The 15,428-nt window shown below is 40.8% G+C and carries 17 protein-coding genes, 1 rRNA gene and 2 riboswitches; of the genes, 2 read left to right on the forward strand and 16 right to left on the reverse strand.

Going from position 1 to position 15,428, the window contains the following annotated elements:
• The 7 genes from HC179_RS05730 to HC179_RS05760 form a co-directional block, all read right to left on the reverse strand.
• Positions 1-103, reverse strand: a 16S ribosomal RNA gene (locus HC179_RS05730); the annotation flags it as partial.
• 478 nt (positions 104-581) lie between these two features.
• Entirely contained in the window at positions 582-1,907 is a 1,326-nt protein-coding gene (locus HC179_RS05735; protein WP_168863469.1) for an NCS2 family permease, read from the reverse strand.
• A 134-nt stretch (positions 1,908-2,041) separates the two neighbouring features.
• Positions 2,042-2,143, reverse strand: a riboswitch (purine riboswitch).
• 140 nt (positions 2,144-2,283) lie between these two features.
• Positions 2,284-3,804 (reverse strand): glutamine-hydrolyzing GMP synthase, encoded by a 1,521-nt coding sequence (guaA, locus tag HC179_RS05740; protein ID WP_168863498.1) that lies wholly within the window; start codon positions 3,802-3,804, stop codon positions 2,284-2,286.
• A 629-nt stretch (positions 3,805-4,433) separates the two neighbouring features.
• A riboswitch (purine riboswitch) is annotated at positions 4,434-4,535 on the reverse strand.
• Between the two features lie 41 nt (positions 4,536-4,576).
• Positions 4,577-5,899, reverse strand: a complete 1,323-nt coding sequence (locus HC179_RS05745; protein ID WP_168863470.1) for a DUF4129 domain-containing transglutaminase family protein — start codon at positions 5,897-5,899, stop codon at positions 4,577-4,579.
• Positions 5,862-6,800, reverse strand: coding sequence for a hypothetical protein (locus HC179_RS05750; protein WP_168863471.1), 939 nt, complete (start codon positions 6,798-6,800; stop codon positions 5,862-5,864). The genes HC179_RS05745 and HC179_RS05750 overlap by 38 nt, the downstream gene beginning before the upstream one ends.
• A 2-nt stretch (positions 6,801-6,802) precedes the next feature.
• Positions 6,803-8,017: a DUF58 domain-containing protein gene (locus HC179_RS05755; protein ID WP_168863472.1), complete on the reverse strand. Its 1,215-nt coding sequence runs from the start codon at positions 8,015-8,017 to the stop codon at positions 6,803-6,805.
• Positions 8,017-8,970: an AAA family ATPase gene (locus HC179_RS05760; RefSeq protein WP_277351304.1), complete on the reverse strand. Its 954-nt coding sequence runs from the start codon at positions 8,968-8,970 to the stop codon at positions 8,017-8,019. Before HC179_RS05760 ends, HC179_RS05755 begins: the two co-directional genes overlap by 1 nt.
• Before the next feature lie 371 nt (positions 8,971-9,341).
• Here HC179_RS05760 and HC179_RS05765 point away from each other — a divergent pair, with 371 nt between their 5' ends.
• Together HC179_RS05765 and HC179_RS05770 are read left to right on the forward strand one after the other, a co-directional pair.
• Entirely contained in the window at positions 9,342-10,043 is a 702-nt protein-coding gene (locus tag HC179_RS05765; RefSeq protein ID WP_168863473.1) for a Na-translocating system protein MpsC family protein, read from the forward strand.
• Between the two features lie 130 nt (positions 10,044-10,173).
• Complete coding sequence (locus tag HC179_RS05770; RefSeq protein WP_168863474.1) at positions 10,174-10,575, forward strand: anti-sigma regulatory factor; 402 nt, start codon at positions 10,174-10,176, stop codon at positions 10,573-10,575.
• Positions 10,576-10,625: 50 nt separating this feature from the next.
• Here the strand turns inward: HC179_RS05770 and HC179_RS05775 are convergent, their stop codons facing one another.
• From HC179_RS05775 to HC179_RS21155, 9 genes are all read right to left on the reverse strand, one after another.
• Positions 10,626-11,009 carry a retropepsin-like aspartic protease gene (locus HC179_RS05775; protein WP_168863475.1) on the reverse strand — a complete coding sequence of 128 codons (384 nt, stop codon included), beginning with the start codon at positions 11,007-11,009 and terminating at the stop codon, positions 10,626-10,628.
• Entirely contained in the window at positions 11,006-11,266 is a 261-nt protein-coding gene (locus HC179_RS05780) for a hypothetical protein (RefSeq protein WP_168863476.1), read from the reverse strand. Before HC179_RS05780 ends, HC179_RS05775 begins: the two co-directional genes overlap by 4 nt.
• A 184-nt stretch (positions 11,267-11,450) precedes the next feature.
• Positions 11,451-11,771 (reverse strand): hypothetical protein, encoded by a 321-nt coding sequence (locus HC179_RS05785; protein ID WP_168863477.1) that lies wholly within the window; start codon positions 11,769-11,771, stop codon positions 11,451-11,453.
• A 662-nt stretch (positions 11,772-12,433) separates the two neighbouring features.
• Positions 12,434-12,802, reverse strand: a complete 369-nt coding sequence (locus HC179_RS05790; protein ID WP_168863478.1) for a VOC family protein — start codon at positions 12,800-12,802, stop codon at positions 12,434-12,436.
• 91 nt (positions 12,803-12,893) lie between these two features.
• The gene (locus HC179_RS05795; protein ID WP_168863479.1) at positions 12,894-13,187 is read right to left on the reverse strand and encodes a hypothetical protein; all 294 of its coding nucleotides are present in this window, start codon (positions 13,185-13,187) and stop codon (positions 12,894-12,896) included.
• Positions 13,188-13,298: 111 nt separating this feature from the next.
• Entirely contained in the window at positions 13,299-13,478 is a 180-nt protein-coding gene (locus HC179_RS05800; RefSeq protein WP_168863480.1) for a hypothetical protein, read from the reverse strand.
• 190 nt (positions 13,479-13,668) lie between these two features.
• Entirely contained in the window at positions 13,669-14,193 is a 525-nt protein-coding gene (locus HC179_RS05805; protein WP_168863481.1) for a hypothetical protein, read from the reverse strand.
• A gap of 251 nt (positions 14,194-14,444) precedes the next feature.
• Complete coding sequence (locus tag HC179_RS05810; protein ID WP_168863482.1) at positions 14,445-14,987, reverse strand: HD domain-containing protein; 543 nt, start codon at positions 14,985-14,987, stop codon at positions 14,445-14,447.
• Between the two features lie 227 nt (positions 14,988-15,214).
• Positions 15,215-15,385: an LPXTG cell wall anchor domain-containing protein gene (locus HC179_RS21155; RefSeq protein WP_168863483.1), complete on the reverse strand. Its 171-nt coding sequence runs from the start codon at positions 15,383-15,385 to the stop codon at positions 15,215-15,217.
• Positions 15,386-15,428 lie beyond the last annotated feature (43 nt).

Genomic DNA, 15,428 nt, shown 5'->3' on the forward strand with positions numbered 1-15,428 from the left:
CCGCTGACCTTTCAAAAGCAAGCTTTTGAAAGGTCCGCTCGACTTGCATGTATTAGGCACGCCGCCAGCGTTCGTCCTGAGCCAGGATCAAACTCTCCAATAAAGAGTCTGAGCTTTTGCTCAAAATTTGCTAGCTTGTCTTACTTAAATCATTTTGTCGTGTTCCGTAGAACCGACGTTATGACGCTGTTGTTTTGTTTAGTTTTCAAAGATCATTTTCTGTCGCTCCGTGGCGACTTAATTACTATACCATGCTGTGTGTTTCTCGTCAACATGTTTTTTATTTCTTTGTTGCAAGCATTACAGCGAGTTAACAAATCGTGTTTTGCAGCAACGAATAATAATATACCATGTAATCCTTAACATGGTCAACTACTTTTTTAATATAATTTTAAATTAGTATTTTAAGAGTAATTTCTTCAATAGTAGCAACTACCTCTATTTTATATTAGAAGCAAAAGCATCATCTTCTCATCGAGTATATATATACCGTACCACCTCTACAATCCCTTAAACATTAAACAACAGAAAAAATCCCCGCTATCTTTCAGCAGGGATTCCAATACTCTTCTTCTATTAAACTATTCAACCAAGAAAACAAAATATAGAACGAAGATAACAAACAATGCATACATGATTGGGTGAATTTCTTTTGTTCTACCCTTCATGATCATGGTGATTGGGTAGAAAATAAATCCTACTGCAATACCTGTTGCGATGCTGTATGTTAAAGGCATTGCGATGACTGTCAAGAATGCAGGTACTGCAATCTCAAATTTGTTCCAATCAATTTTTCCTAATGCTGATACCATCAACACACCTACAATGATTAGTGCTGGTGCAGTTACTGGTTCAGTGATGACAGAAAGCAATGGGAAGAATACTAGTGATAATAAGAACAATCCAGCTGTTACTACAGATGCGAATCCTGTTCTACCTCCAGCTGCTACACCGGAAGATGATTCAATGTAGGAAGTGGTAGTGGATGTTCCAAGTACCGCTCCGGCTACTGTTGCTGCAGAGTCTGCGAAAAGCGCTTTTCCTGCACGTGGAAGTTTGTTGTCTTTCATAAAACCTGCTTGGTTTGCAACGGCTACAAGTGTACCAGCCGTATCAAAGAAATCTACGAATAAGAATGTAAGGATGACCACTAGCATTTGGATGGTGAAGATATCTCCTAAACTAGCGAATGCCGCACCGAATGTAGAATCGATACTTGGAACTGCTCCGACAACCGCAGAAGGTGTATCAATCAGGCCAAATAGCATACCAACTACTGCTGTGATGACAATCCCGAAGAAGATTCCGCCTTTAATGCCTCTTACCATAAGAATAACTGTGATTACTAGACCGAAGATTGCTAGTAATGTATTACCGTTTGTTAGATCTCCTAATGCAACAAGTACTACTTGGTCCCCGACGATAACGCCGGCATTTTGTAAACCGATGAATGTGATGAATAGCCCGATACCTGCTCCAACTGCATATTTTAATTCTGCTGGAATAGCATTGATGATTTTTTCACGAATACCGAATAGTGTTAAAAAGATAAAGATGATACCAGAAACTAATACGCCTGCTAGTGCTGTTTGCCAAGGGATGCCCATGCCAAGTACAACGGAATAAGCGAAGAATGCATTAAGACCCATACCCGGTGCCAGAGCGATTGGGTATTTTGCATAGAGGCCCATGATTAAGCAACCGATTGCTGCGGATAGTGCTGTCGCGGTAAAGATGGCACCTTGATCCATGCGAAGCGCATCTGGATAGTCGCCTACGCTTGCCAAAGATAGCATTAGTGGGTTTACTATCAATATATAGGCCATTGCCAGGAATGTCGTTAGTCCCGCAATGGATTCTGTTTTGTAACTAGTACCGTGTTTCTCAAACTCAAAATAATTCTTCATGCAAAAATCCTCCTCAAGATAATTCGTACAAACAAGAAAACGCCCCTGGGATAAACCAGGAGCGTTAACATTTAACTGACGAGGATAGGAAGAAGCGAAAACATTCATCTGAATAAAATACAGATATATGCACCACCTAGTTCCTATTACCTCGTAGTCAAGCTGTTTACGGTAGCCTGGTAGAAACTTTTGGGCCATATTCCCAAATTTATACGAGATTTGAACTATAAATGTATGATAATTTCTGTTTTTATATTACCAAGCTCACAAAGATTCGTCAACATAAAAAACGAACATTCGACAAATAATTTTTACCAATGTTCGTTTTTAATCTAAAAACAAAAGCCAACCAGGCGATCCCGGTCGGCTTTTTTTATTATTCCCACTCAATTGTTGCAGGTGGCTTACTTGTAATGTCATAAACAACGCGGTTGATGTGATCTACCTCGTTGACAATACGTGTGGAGATTACTTCTAGCACATCCCAAGGGATACGCGCCCAATCGGACGTCATTCCATCTATGGATGTCACAGCACGGATACCGATTGTGTAATCGTACGTACGTTGGTCTCCCATTACCCCTACACTGCGGATGTCTGGAAGTACCGTGAAGTATTGCCAGATGTCACGGTCTAGACCCGCTTTTTTGATTTCTTCACGAAGGATATGATCGGATTCGCGAACGATTTCTAGTTTCTCATCAGAGATTTCACCAAGAACGCGGATTCCAAGACCCGGACCCGGGAACGGCTGACGCCAAACGATTTCATCCGGAATACCTAATTCTGTTCCTAATGCACGAACCTCATCTTTGAACAATGTGTTTAATGGCTCGATCAGTTGGAACTGCATGTCTTCTGGAAGCCCGCCCACATTGTGGTGAGATTTGATGGTTTGTGCAGTTGCGGTACCACTCTCAATGATATCTGTATAAAGCGTACCTTGTGCAAGATAGTCGATACCCTCTAATTTAGAAGCTTCGTCATCAAATACATAGATAAATTCGTTCCCAATGATTTTACGTTTTTGCTCAGGGTCAGAAACACCTTTTAGCTTGTTAAGGAAGCGGTCCTTTGCATCCACTTTGATTACATTCATGTTAAAGCCTTCACTAAATGTTTTCATTACAGCTTCCGCTTCGTTTTTACGTAATAGACCGTGGTCTACGAAAATACAAGTCAATTGGTCACCGATTGCTTTGTGAATCAACACTGCTACAACCGAAGAGTCTACTCCACCACTTAGTGCGCAAAGTACTTTTTTGTCGCCGACAACGTCACGGATTTTTTGCATTTCGATTTCAAGGAAGTTCTCGATTGTCCAGCTGTCTGCGCAACCACAAACGTTGTACACGAAGTTTCTTAATAGATCATTTCCATAAACAGAGTGACGTACCTCTGGATGGAATTGAACACCGTACATTTTCTTGTCTTCATTACTGATTCCAGCGATTGGACATGCTGGGCTAGTAAGGTCAATTGCGAAATCTTCCGGTTCTTTAACAACTAGGTCACCATGGCTCATCCATACAACTTGTTGTTCAGGGATGTCTTGATACAACGCAGATTGGTTAGAAACAGTTGCAAGTGCTTTTCCGTATTCACGGTGACTTGCTTTTTCTACTACTCCGCCAAAGTGCATCGTCATTAGCTGCATGCCATAGCAAATACCTAGTACAGGGATGCCAAGTTCGAAGATTTCTTCGTCACAACGGAAGGAGTTTTCCCCATAGACACTGTTTGGTCCGCCAGAAAGGATGATTCCTTTCGGGTTCATTTTTTTGATTTCTTCTGCTGTAATCGTATGTGGATGTAGTTCGCTGTAGACACCGAACTCACGGATACGACGTGTGATTAGTTGGTTATATTGACTGCCGAAGTCAAGGACGACGACCATTTCTTGGATACCTTCCACCCGAATTCACCTCATAAGTTTATTATTTTTCGGAGCATATCTTTTCGTTATTTTGACCCATAAAAGGAAAGATATGCCTTTTGTTTTCATAAGGATAATCTGTTTAACTCCTGTAGATTTCCGTTCCAGGTGTTCGCTTTCCTAGGGGTGGTGCTGGAGTCTCCTAGGCATTACCGAAGCAACTGAAAAAGTCTTTAATGGAAGTTGCTTTTAATACACCGCTGTTGATTTCCTCAAAAGGCTTCGCTTTCCTAGGGGCGCTGCTGGAGCCTCCTCGGCTTCGCCTGCGGGGTCTCAACCTAGCGCTATCTCCCTCAGGAGTCTCCGCCTTTTGCTCCAATCCACAGCTAGAAATCCTTAAGTACATGAGATTTCAGTTTTACAGTTGCTTCTCTTTGCCTGTGGGGTCTCAACTTACCACTATCTCCCTAAGGAGTCTCACACCTTGCACTACAATCTACAGGTGGATAAACTATCACATATCATGTTGAATTATGTTGAATTACCCTTTAAAACACAAAAAAACTAGAATCTTCCCCTCATATTTACATAAGAAGGCAGAATTCTAGTTTGCTAGAGGGGAACTTATATATTGATATAATTCGCCCTACCAGGAATAGAACTGCCTTCATAGTCGGGTAGTTGACGGCAACCCGGTAGAGACTCTCGAACCATATTATCGAGGATATATGAAGCCACTAAAATTTATAGTTGTATTAATTTGACCTTATTCTATCAGTGTGTTTCTACTAGGTCAAGATGATGTCTTTTTAATTAAATTTTCCCATAATTCCACCGATTTCTCCCATTCTTGCTCAGAGGAATCGCCGCGGTATAGGACACGTTCGTAACGAGCAGTGAGGGATTGCATATCTCCAGTGCTGTAATAGCCATCAATATACTTGGCATATTCGCGAAGTGTCTGACCTTCTTTGCGCGTGAGACCGATGGAATGCAATTGTCTTAACAAGGCAGGATATGCTTTATTAAAGGTACCCTCGTCCTTTTTCCCCTTATAGCGCAGTATATAGTAGTAAGGAATCCACTTGTTTCGGCCGAAAAACAACACGGCACCTGCAGCAAATAAAGATGCCACGATAAGTGCTACCGGCTTCCAGGAGATATCTGCAAAATTCCATGTTCCATCATTAGAACCAGACGCTCCGGCAGCCTCTTCATCTTCCCCTGGATCCAACTCAGGAATATTACTTCGATCTGTTTCTGGCTGTTGCGGTTGTTCGATAGTATCGTCTTCCTCCGTTGTTTCCCCTGTGTTTTCTTCTACAGATTGATACACAAAACTATAAGGGTTAGAGAATCCGCTTGTTGGTTCATATGTTACCCAGCCAACTTCCGGATAGTAGACCTCTACCCAAGAGTGCGCGTTGTTGTTAGTTACTTCAAAAAGCCTGGTGTTATTTTCTGTCACATCGACAAACTCACCTTGCGTATATCCCTTCACCCATCTTGCCGGTATGTCGACAGCCCGCAATAAGGCAACCATCGAAGTCGAGAAATTATCGCAATATCCCTGCATCGTTTCAAACAGGAATTGATCCACATAGTCCTGATCTCCTGAAGGGACAGCAACTTCTGTAGTTTCATAGACAAAGTCGTTGTTTCGGAAATATCTTTCCACTGCATTGACCTTATCAAAGCGTGAAGTGAAAGGGCCCGTTATTTCTTCTGCAAGTTCGACCACCCTTTCTGGCAAACTATCAGGCAACTGCGTATAACGTTCCACAAACTCCTCGTTGCTTTCCTCTCCCGTTCCAGGCTGCGCTCCTTTTAAAGCTTCTATATAATATCTAGGAAAATCATAGTTCACTCGGTATCCTTCTAATTCAATTGGATCTCCATCTTCATCCAACGTACGAATTTTTTCCGTACTGTCGTTTAGGCTAAAATTAATTCCCTCTTCTTCCACTTGGATTTCATTTAATCCAAGCGGATAATTGATATGGGGATAGGTTTTCTCCATCGTCAATGTGGCAGAATAGGCATCTGTCGGAACTTCATCACTCATCCAAGAGACTTGATCATTCAGCCCCCCTATTAAGTTCCGCTCGTTCCCCATCTGTTGAATCCCAGCCTTTTCCGGTATAGATATCTTTCGTTTCCACTCGCCAATAATGCGTGCGCGTCAGCTCTGCTTGGAAAACGACGCTATCATCCGGAACAAACGGTCCACCAAGGCGGGAATCATTTTCCCCATATCCAATTTTACGTACACCGCCACCTGTTCCAGCACCGTCTCCATTTCCGATTCCCTTTAAAAAAGGCACAGGATCTGGCCAAATAGGTGCAGCTTTAGGTGAGAAGTAACCGGCTGTAGCAGAAAGGAGAATAAAGATAATCAACGGAACTCCCCATCCAATTAGAAGTTTTCCACTTCTATATACCCCTTCCCGCTCTTTCAATCTCTCTAAATGGACAAACCCAACAATGGATAGTCCAACAACAATCAACCTCATAATCGCTTCATTCCCTTGATACGGTGTAAAAGTATCAAGAATGGCAACGTAGGTGATGGTGAATATAACAAATAACAACATTTGTTTTCGATACAAGATCCAGTAGATAACAAGATAACTTACAAGCCAAAGCAGGATAAACAGCAAGATACTCCTGAACATCCCTGTCATCGCAACCCAATCCTGTGCCCAGATAACGTTCACATTATATTTAAAATCAATCCATAGGTATGCAAACCAGTCCTTACTCAGAAACCTACCATCCATATAGAGGATATGAATAAAATAAAACATAAACCCGAAATGCACGAAAAAGCTTAGGAGTGGGAGTATTTGCAAAAAGGAGAGCGAAAAAGATATTAGAAGGAACACAACGAACACATATAAATTCGCGGTATCTGTTACATCCCTTAACGGCAGGATCCATTCAAGTAACAAAACAAATCCGAACACATGCATGAGTAAGGCATAACCGTTTCGCTGATAGGGGTTGGATTTTGGCATCACTAACTCACCTCACTTATGATGGGGCTCTTCGGCTTAGTCGGATAGACGGTCTTAATCAAAATGTTTCTCCGTTTTAACAGATCCATGTAGGAAAGTTCTTCTTTTGTCAAACGAACTCCCTCATCCTTTGTAAGATGGACTTCTAGATGCAGGTGTCTAGTAGATAGCTTCTCGAGACTTTCTACCATGCTTCTGTTAAGTTTGCCTGTGATAAAAATAAACGTAACGGTTGGCTGGAATTTTCCGATTTCCATTTCAATCACTTTAGAAAAATCCCTTTTGCTGTTCGGTTGGATTTTCGCAAGGTGATAATAAATCCCTGCAAACTGTTCTTCCCCGCTTCGTAACGAATAAACCGATCGATCTTCCCCAACCGACACAAGGCCAACCTGGGATCCATACTTGAGGACAGCTTTGGTCATGGCAGCGCTATAGCTGACCACACTTTCAAACGAGGCACTTTGGGAACGATCAATAAACAACATAACATCATGAGATTGCTGCTGTTCAAATTCCTTTGTCATAATATCATTACGACGCGCGGTCGCTTTCCAATCAATCCAAGAAAATCTGTCCCCTGGCTGATACTCCCTGACACCGACCGTCATAGATGTATCACGAACCATCTTCATTTTGGAGGACGTGGACCCTTGATCAAACTTATTTTCGTGTTGCCTATACGTCATATCTGCATAGCTTGGATACACCAAAAAGTGCTGATCCAATTCTATCGTTCTTTCTTTTTCAATCAAACCGAGGAAATCACCTGTCACCAAACGAATTCCAGTCAATGTATGCTCTCCGCGCGGTACACGGTCTAACGCATATTGAATGGTGATGGTGCTTTTAAACCACGGAAAAAGAATCCGCTTTGCCTGCTTTGTTTGCTGACAGAATAATAGGTCATTTGGCAGAACTTCTTCTACTAAAAGAAATGCGAGCGGTACCGGCACCGTTCTCCTAAGCGTTATAGTCCCTATCAACCTATCGCCAGCACGGTATTTTTCCTGATTGATCGTTCTTGACACTTCAAAATCCTTGAGTGGATACACTAAAATAAAAAAAGCATACAAGGCAAACGGCAAGAAGCTCACGAATAAAAACCAGCTCACAAACCCGCCTTGGAACATGGCATAAACAAAGGTGGTGACGACCAACAGCAAAAAAGAAACCAATTTCCAGATTTTTTTAGCTTTCTGAAGTAATGCCTTCATTATCTGCTCATCGACCTTTGAACGGGAATAGGCGTGCGGTCAATCACCTTTTTCACCACTTGCTCTGCTGTCATCCCCTCAAATTTCGCCTCTGATTTCAGGATAATTCGATGCGGCAACACATAAGGTGCTAAGTATTGAATGTCATCTGGGAGCACAAAATCTCTTCCATGAATAAAGGCATACGCTTGGGCCGCTTTCATCAACGCCACCGAACCACGAGGACTTGCGCCTAAATAGACAGACTGATGAGTACGAGTACGATTGACTAAGTCAACGATATACTCTTTTACCGTCACATCCACATGCACTTCTTTTACCCTTTTCTGCATTTCCTGAAGTTCTTCCAATGTAATAACCGATTGCAACTCGTTGATCGGTTGTTTCTTTTCTGTTGTATGTAAAATGTTCACTTCTTCCTGAGGCGACGGATACCCCATATTCATTTTGAACAAAAAGCGGTCAAGTTGTGCCTCAGGCAATGGATACGTACCTTCATATTCAATCGGGTTCTGTGTCGCCATAACAAAAAACGGGCTACCTAATGACAGGGTGTTTCCATCCACCGTGACACTCCCCTCTTCCATTCCCTCTAACAGAGCCGCTTGTGTTTTAGGAGAAGTTCGGTTAATTTCATCCGCCAAAACAATGTTCCCCATAATCGGACCAGGTCTGAACTCAAATTTCAATTCTTTTGGATTATAAATGGAGCTTCCTGTTACATCTGAAGGTAAAAGATCAGGTGTGAACTGGATGCGTTTGAAATTTGCCCCAACTGATTTGGCAAGAGACCGCACCATTAATGTTTTCCCAACTCCAGGTACATCCTCAAGCAGGACATGCCCTCCCGCAAGCAAAGCAACAATACTTAATTCTGCTACATGTTCTTTACCGATCATAACATTGCCAATATTGTCCAATATTCGTTTTACTTGTAATGGTGTAGTTTCCAAAATCCGTACCCCCTAGATTCTATATTTATATATAAATCGACAACAATTTGATACCTAACCTACACTATATTCGCTTTTTTGTCAGAAAAACCCTTTATTACCCATGTAAATAGTTTCAATTTTCCCTATTTATAGAATAACAAAAAAAGGAGAACGAATGATACTAATCGCTCTCAGGGAAAAAATAGCAAAGCATATCAAATTTTAAAGAAGGAATTTCGGATTTCGTGTAGAATTTTTACATATAAGAGGGTGTAACCAACTTAAACATTTACCCCTATACCAAAAGGGTTAAACTTTTACAATCATGCATCCCTTAAAATCTTCACAGAGCACAGGGCCAATCTCCTTGTTCTTAAAGGGATGAGAAAATGGAAGTGAAAGTGCAACAATCCGAATTATCGAGTGAAATTGGAAGGTTACTCAGGAAACACTTCGGAAAAGGACCCGAGGCTGTTTTTGTAACCATCGCATCACCTTATGTCATCATTTATTTGCGCCATTTCCTATCACCAATAGAAAATATGCTGCTTGAAGACAATCACACGATGACGGTCGAAGAAATTCGCGATAAAATGATGCGCAAATTGAACGAGAAAATTAAAGAAATGATTCATTCCGTCACGGGATTACCGATAAAAGAGTTTTACTATGATTGGACTTTCGAGAACGGATCTGGCCTTTTGGTCGGAGTCGAGGGAAAAGCAGAAAAATTCTTTGAATACAACTATCCAAACCGACGAGAACTGGAAACCATCATTACCAAGATCAGCGCCGAAGCAGAGAAACATCCGGATATTACATATTCCCATATGTTGAACGACCGAACCCTCATTGTCATTCGAGAAGGCATCCTCGTTCAAATAGAGGAACAACTCATCGAACTGGGATTTGAAGAAGCATTGACTCTTGCAAAACGGAAGCTGGAGAAAAAACTCCTGTTCCAAGCTAAGCTATCCTTTCAACGACTATTGCAAAAGGATATCACCGAAATATTTGTCAACTGGGACTTCAGCTTAGACAAAAGCATTATCGTGTTCATTTTAGCACCACAAAAACATAATCGGCAGTAATGATCTAGGCATGGAACTAGACATAAGCCAAAGAGAAGGCAGTACCCACCTGCCCTCTCTTTGGCTTTTTTTGTTAACAGCAGACCTCTCCGCTTATGGAAATTTGCTTAACCCCTGGAGGGATGACAGGATGGAAATTAAACACCAACTCACCATCAAAGACGACAAAGATGTCATTTTAGTAAGAAAGCTTGGACGTGAAATAGCCACAGGTATGGGCTTTAATTATATTGATCAAGTACGCATCACGACCGCCATTTCCGAACTTGCACGGAACGTTATCAAATATGCCGGCTCAGGCACGGTATCCATTGAGGTGATACATAAATACGCCCCCGGACTAAGTGTCATTGTAATAGATAACGGACCCGGAATAACCAGCATTGACAAAGCTATGGAAGACGGGTACTCCACCTCCGAAAGCCTAGGCGCTGGCCTCCCCGGAGTAAAAAGAATGATGGATGAGTTTTTAATAGATTCTGTGATGGAGCAAGGGACCAGGATTGAAATGGTGAAATGGTTGCGGGGGTGAGGGCTGCGGGGGCTATGGGGACAGGTTCCTCGACCCACCACCTGGTTTTACTAGTTCTTTCTTACTTTCATATTTTCATAGTCGATTACCATTTGGTAAGCAAGAAAAAAATCACTTCCCAAAATCCCATCAAAGCCATGCATTTCCCTAACATCACCAAGTTGAATTGTGAAATCCATGAGCGAAAACTTCCCAATTGTCATGCCTTTAACTTTTTGTTCAATACAGATTTCTGTGCCACCTATTCCGTACATCTTCCGTGTTACCGCATTTTCTAAATCAAGCATCAACCCAATATCTTCACACAAATCTGTATCTAAAATAGTTGAGGAGCAGCCAGTATCTAGTAACACATTTTTAAATACCTTCGTTTGCCCCTCGTATTGAATCTCCACTGATACTAAAGGCAAATATTCTTCCATTTGAAAGTTCATACTCTTCTTCGCACCCCTAAATACGGCTGCTCAATAACTATGGTTTCTTTGTTTTTCGTATGGAAAATATATAATTCACGATTTGGATTATTTGCATGAAGCTTTTTATACACTTTCCATGCTTCATTTCCATTTTCAAAGTCATCAATAACGGCCATTTCTTTGATAAACCTTTCTTTTCCTTGCGTCTCTGACTTTATTGCTTCCACTAGAACACATCTTTCAGGAAAATGTTGACGCACCTCAGACCATTTCATTTATAGCCCCTCCATTTACTGGGAAGTAGTTAACATTCATTATATCATTCATTAGGTTAGGTTCTTGGAGATAGATCTGTGAAGAGAAAAGAGAATACTGAATAATGCGGGGGTGTTCCGAGAGTAAAACGAATGGTGCTAAATAGAGAAAAATCGGGTAAAAAATGGTTGTTGATCTATCAACTTAAGCAAAAATCACCCTAACTTCCCCTTCTTTTTCTGCTGTCGCTAAACAATTACTCAAAAAGTCTTGAATCTGCTTAATATCCCATTTGTCTGCTTCATTTGAAGGCATTAAGTTATAATTTTCACCAAGTTCTTTCATAGCCTTCTCAATTTGTTGCACGCTAAACTCAGAGCCGCCTCCTGATCCACTCACCCCTGCAAAAAACTCATCAGCCTCAAGGACGGTATACAAAACGTTAGCATTAAAATTCCACTTACTAAATCGAGCATAAGCAATTTCCTTTCTTGATTTGTTATAACCATAAATATCGTGACCCATAAAAATCTCCCTTCAAAGATAATTGTCCTTGGCTAGAGGTACTTTGAGACAATATTTAGATTAACGGATTTATCACCCCCTTAACTAACGGATCGTAAAATTTATTAGAATTTGGAGTTGTGTGAGATTTTAATAAACCGGAAGAGTAACAGAAGAAAAATCTGAAGTAATATAAGTGGGACGCCAAGAGGAAGTACAGACTGTCCACATACATCATTTCATATCGCTTTAAATTTGTCAATATTCAGATAATTATATTTTGCAACCACCCTTTTCAGAATTGTTCAAAGAATATATCCATATTGCATGCAGTAATAGTCGATATATAAGGAATCCATTTGAACCCTTTTAAACTAACAAGTTAAAACCAATTAATCAAACGTTGGTTTAAAAATTACTATAATAAAAAACACATATCCTGCAAAATAATGGGCTGTGGGGATAGGTTACTCGCCCCACAATCCTCCTCCTACCACACAATTCCACGAATTTATTGGAAATTAATGGATTTTAAACAATTTGAAATGATTTATTGAATAATTCACAGCGTTTATTGAATAATTAGGCCCATTTATCTTGAATAATTCAAGGTATTTATTGAATAATCTCTATTAATTTTGCACATTTCTAGGCAGCTGGCTTCCTTATCATTCATTCAAAACTCAAACCCACTCCAAAAACTCCAGCCTGTTTCCAAAAGGATCACTTACATAAATTCTATTCGCCCCAGGAAGATTCTCGTCCACCGTGTACTCCACCGCCTGTGAGCTCAAATAGCTTTTAAAATCTTCTATTTGGTGCACCTCAAAGGCCGGATGTGCTTTTTTGGCAGGAATAAAAGGCTCCTCCACGCCTAAATGAATATGAACAGCCCCACTAGCAAACCAAACCCCACCTCTTTTTCTAAGCGGCTCCGGCTTTTGCATTTCTTCAAAGCCTAAGATCTCACCATAGAATCTGCGCGCTTCATCCTCCAGCCCCTTTGGCATGGCAAGCTGGACATGATCGATTTTGTTGATAGCAAATGACAAGGTAACCCCTCCTTTTGTTTATACTTTCATCTTATCCAAAGGAGGTGATAATAGAAATAATTGTTATTTTATGAATGCCTATAAGCTTTTCTTATTCTTCTTTTTCACCATCCGCTAATCTTATGTACCGTGCAGATAAATAGTATGTACCTAGCAAAGTCAGTACTCCCGCACCAAAAAGGATACTCCCTATAATGACGAAATTGTTAGTTTGGGTGTCAACTATTCTTTCATAATTACTTGTATCAGCCATGCCACCGACGCCATCCAACCACGAATCCCCAATCGCCGTACCAAAGGTAACACTTAGAAACATTAACACCAAACCACCTATTATTAGAGCTGCATTAAGAATCTTTAGTTCTTTAAGATGCTCATGGGTCATATATACTCCTCCTATTAGAAAAAAACTCTTATCCATATAGACTTACGCACCAACCAAGAAAAAGTTTCCAAAAATTAAAGGTGATGCCACATGTGCACCACCATCTTTATCTTATTCTTGCCGCCTTCGTGCCTCTATCTTTTCTTTCCATTCCTTAAACAACTTTTTGCATATGCGTACTTCCCGAAATGTTTGAGCTTGTGCAATATGTTGTTTTAATTGGTAGTAGTCCAATAATTCTTCTTTTGTCAAATCACTCCCTGGTAAAGGGAAAGGGATTAACTCACCCACCTACATCACCTCAAAAACAGTTTATGCTGGTAATGCGGCAGAAGTGAACAGGCTAAAACGGGATTGATTACAAATACCCATCCACCTTACCTAGACCTAGCCTTCTGAAACCGCTGCTCTCCCGAATAAATCTCCAGTTTATAATAAAAAAAACACACGTAATCTCCCGTGTGCCTTGCTTATTATTAGTTTATTCTACTTCTTCTAGTTCCACCTCTAAGTTATACTCTTCGGCCAATTCAGTAAACAAAGCTTCGTGCTCATCGTATATTACACCATACTCTTCGTAGAGAAGATCTCCTTTTTCCAACAAGCTTTCGTCATCATTGTAATACCCTTCTGCATAAGTGGAATAAGTTTCTAACAGTTTTTTATGCGCCTCGATCAACTTATCGTGTGATGGTTGTAACTCTTCAAAAGAAATGACAATGGCTTCTGTATCTTCCACGACTTTTTGAAGGGCAGGAATGGTCGTCTCAACTAAATATGTGTAAGCACTCTCTATATCCTCTTCCATAAATACAAATTCATCTGCCGCAACCTCCACATTTACACTAGCTTCAATGACTGGATTGCTATCCTCAATATAGGCAATTAGTTCGTCCTGTGCATCAACCTGCTCTGTTATCGTATCTACAATTTCGCTACAAGCAGTCAGCACACTTCCTATTGCCATTAAACTGATCACCAACAGGGCTCTTCTTAATATTTTCATATTTTCCATCTCCTTCCTTGAATATTTTAGCAGGGATTTCTAAGAATTTATAGATTTTTTTCTATTATTTAGAACTTAGCAAGTAGGGGCACTGGATGAAGACCTCGGCTACTTCCTTTTTCATTCCACAGACGTCTTCATACCCTCGATGAAGACCTCACCACATCCATTTTCACCTCAGAGACGTCCTCATACCCTCGATGAAGACCTCACCACATCCATTCCCTAAGCGGGCCTCTCCTTCTACAACTCTACAAACCAAAAACTTCTCTAACTTCTTTCTCCAATTCACTGATCAACTTATAACCATCTTTCCTAGGTGCCAACGCCTTCACAATGCTTGCATAGTACCAGTGCTGCTTCTGTTTCCCTCTATTAAAACGTCCCCAAATCACTTCCCCTTGCTCTTCAAGGTCCGTTCGAATGGAGCGTAAATTGTGCAGCTTATCCGCAACAACGACTTGCAATTCTTCCATGGATGCATCTTTTAATCCATTAATAGTGTGCTGCTTTCTTTCTTCCCATGAAAGACTTTTGTCATTTTCAGAAGCAGCCACGACTAAATCTGCTACACGGCCACCGAACTCTTTCACCAGGCCATCATAAGTGGCTTCCGTATCTTCCAGTGTGTCGTGCAGAATTCCTGCAGCAACCACTTCTTCAGAACACCCTGCACCTTGCAACATCATGCCCACCGCAAAAGGGTGTGTGATATAGGGGATTTCTGTCCCTTTTCTTGTCTGATTCTTATGTGCCGAAGCAGCAAAAATAATAGCTTTTTCAACTAAATTCATATATTACACTTCCCTCCGTTGTTATTCCCATATACCTTTCGAAAATAGTCGATATTTCACGAACCGCTTTTAAGCCCTTCCTTACAATAAAAAAAATCCATTTATTCAAACGTTTGTTTAAAAATTACTATTCGAACTGAACCCATCTCTCTTCTCCTAAGTTTATACGGATTTATTTAAAAAAGACACATGAAATCCAAAAGATTCCATGTGTCTCACCAATACCCCTATAACACTCTTCTTCTCTTCCTCACAATTAACATACTTCCTGCTCCCACCACCAGCAATATAAAGCCGGTGACATAAAAGTCATATAGATTAGTAGCGGTGTTTGGAAGCTTCTCTCCACTCTGTTTCTTCCCATGTTCACTTTTCTTCCCATCACCCTTACCTGGCACTGCGGGATTATTCACCTAGACCGGATTTGCCGGTTTTCCAGGT

The sequence above is a fragment of the Bacillus sp. RO1 genome (assembly GCF_012524115.1).
Lineage (GTDB): Bacteria > Bacillota > Bacilli > Bacillales > Bacillaceae_I > Sutcliffiella_A.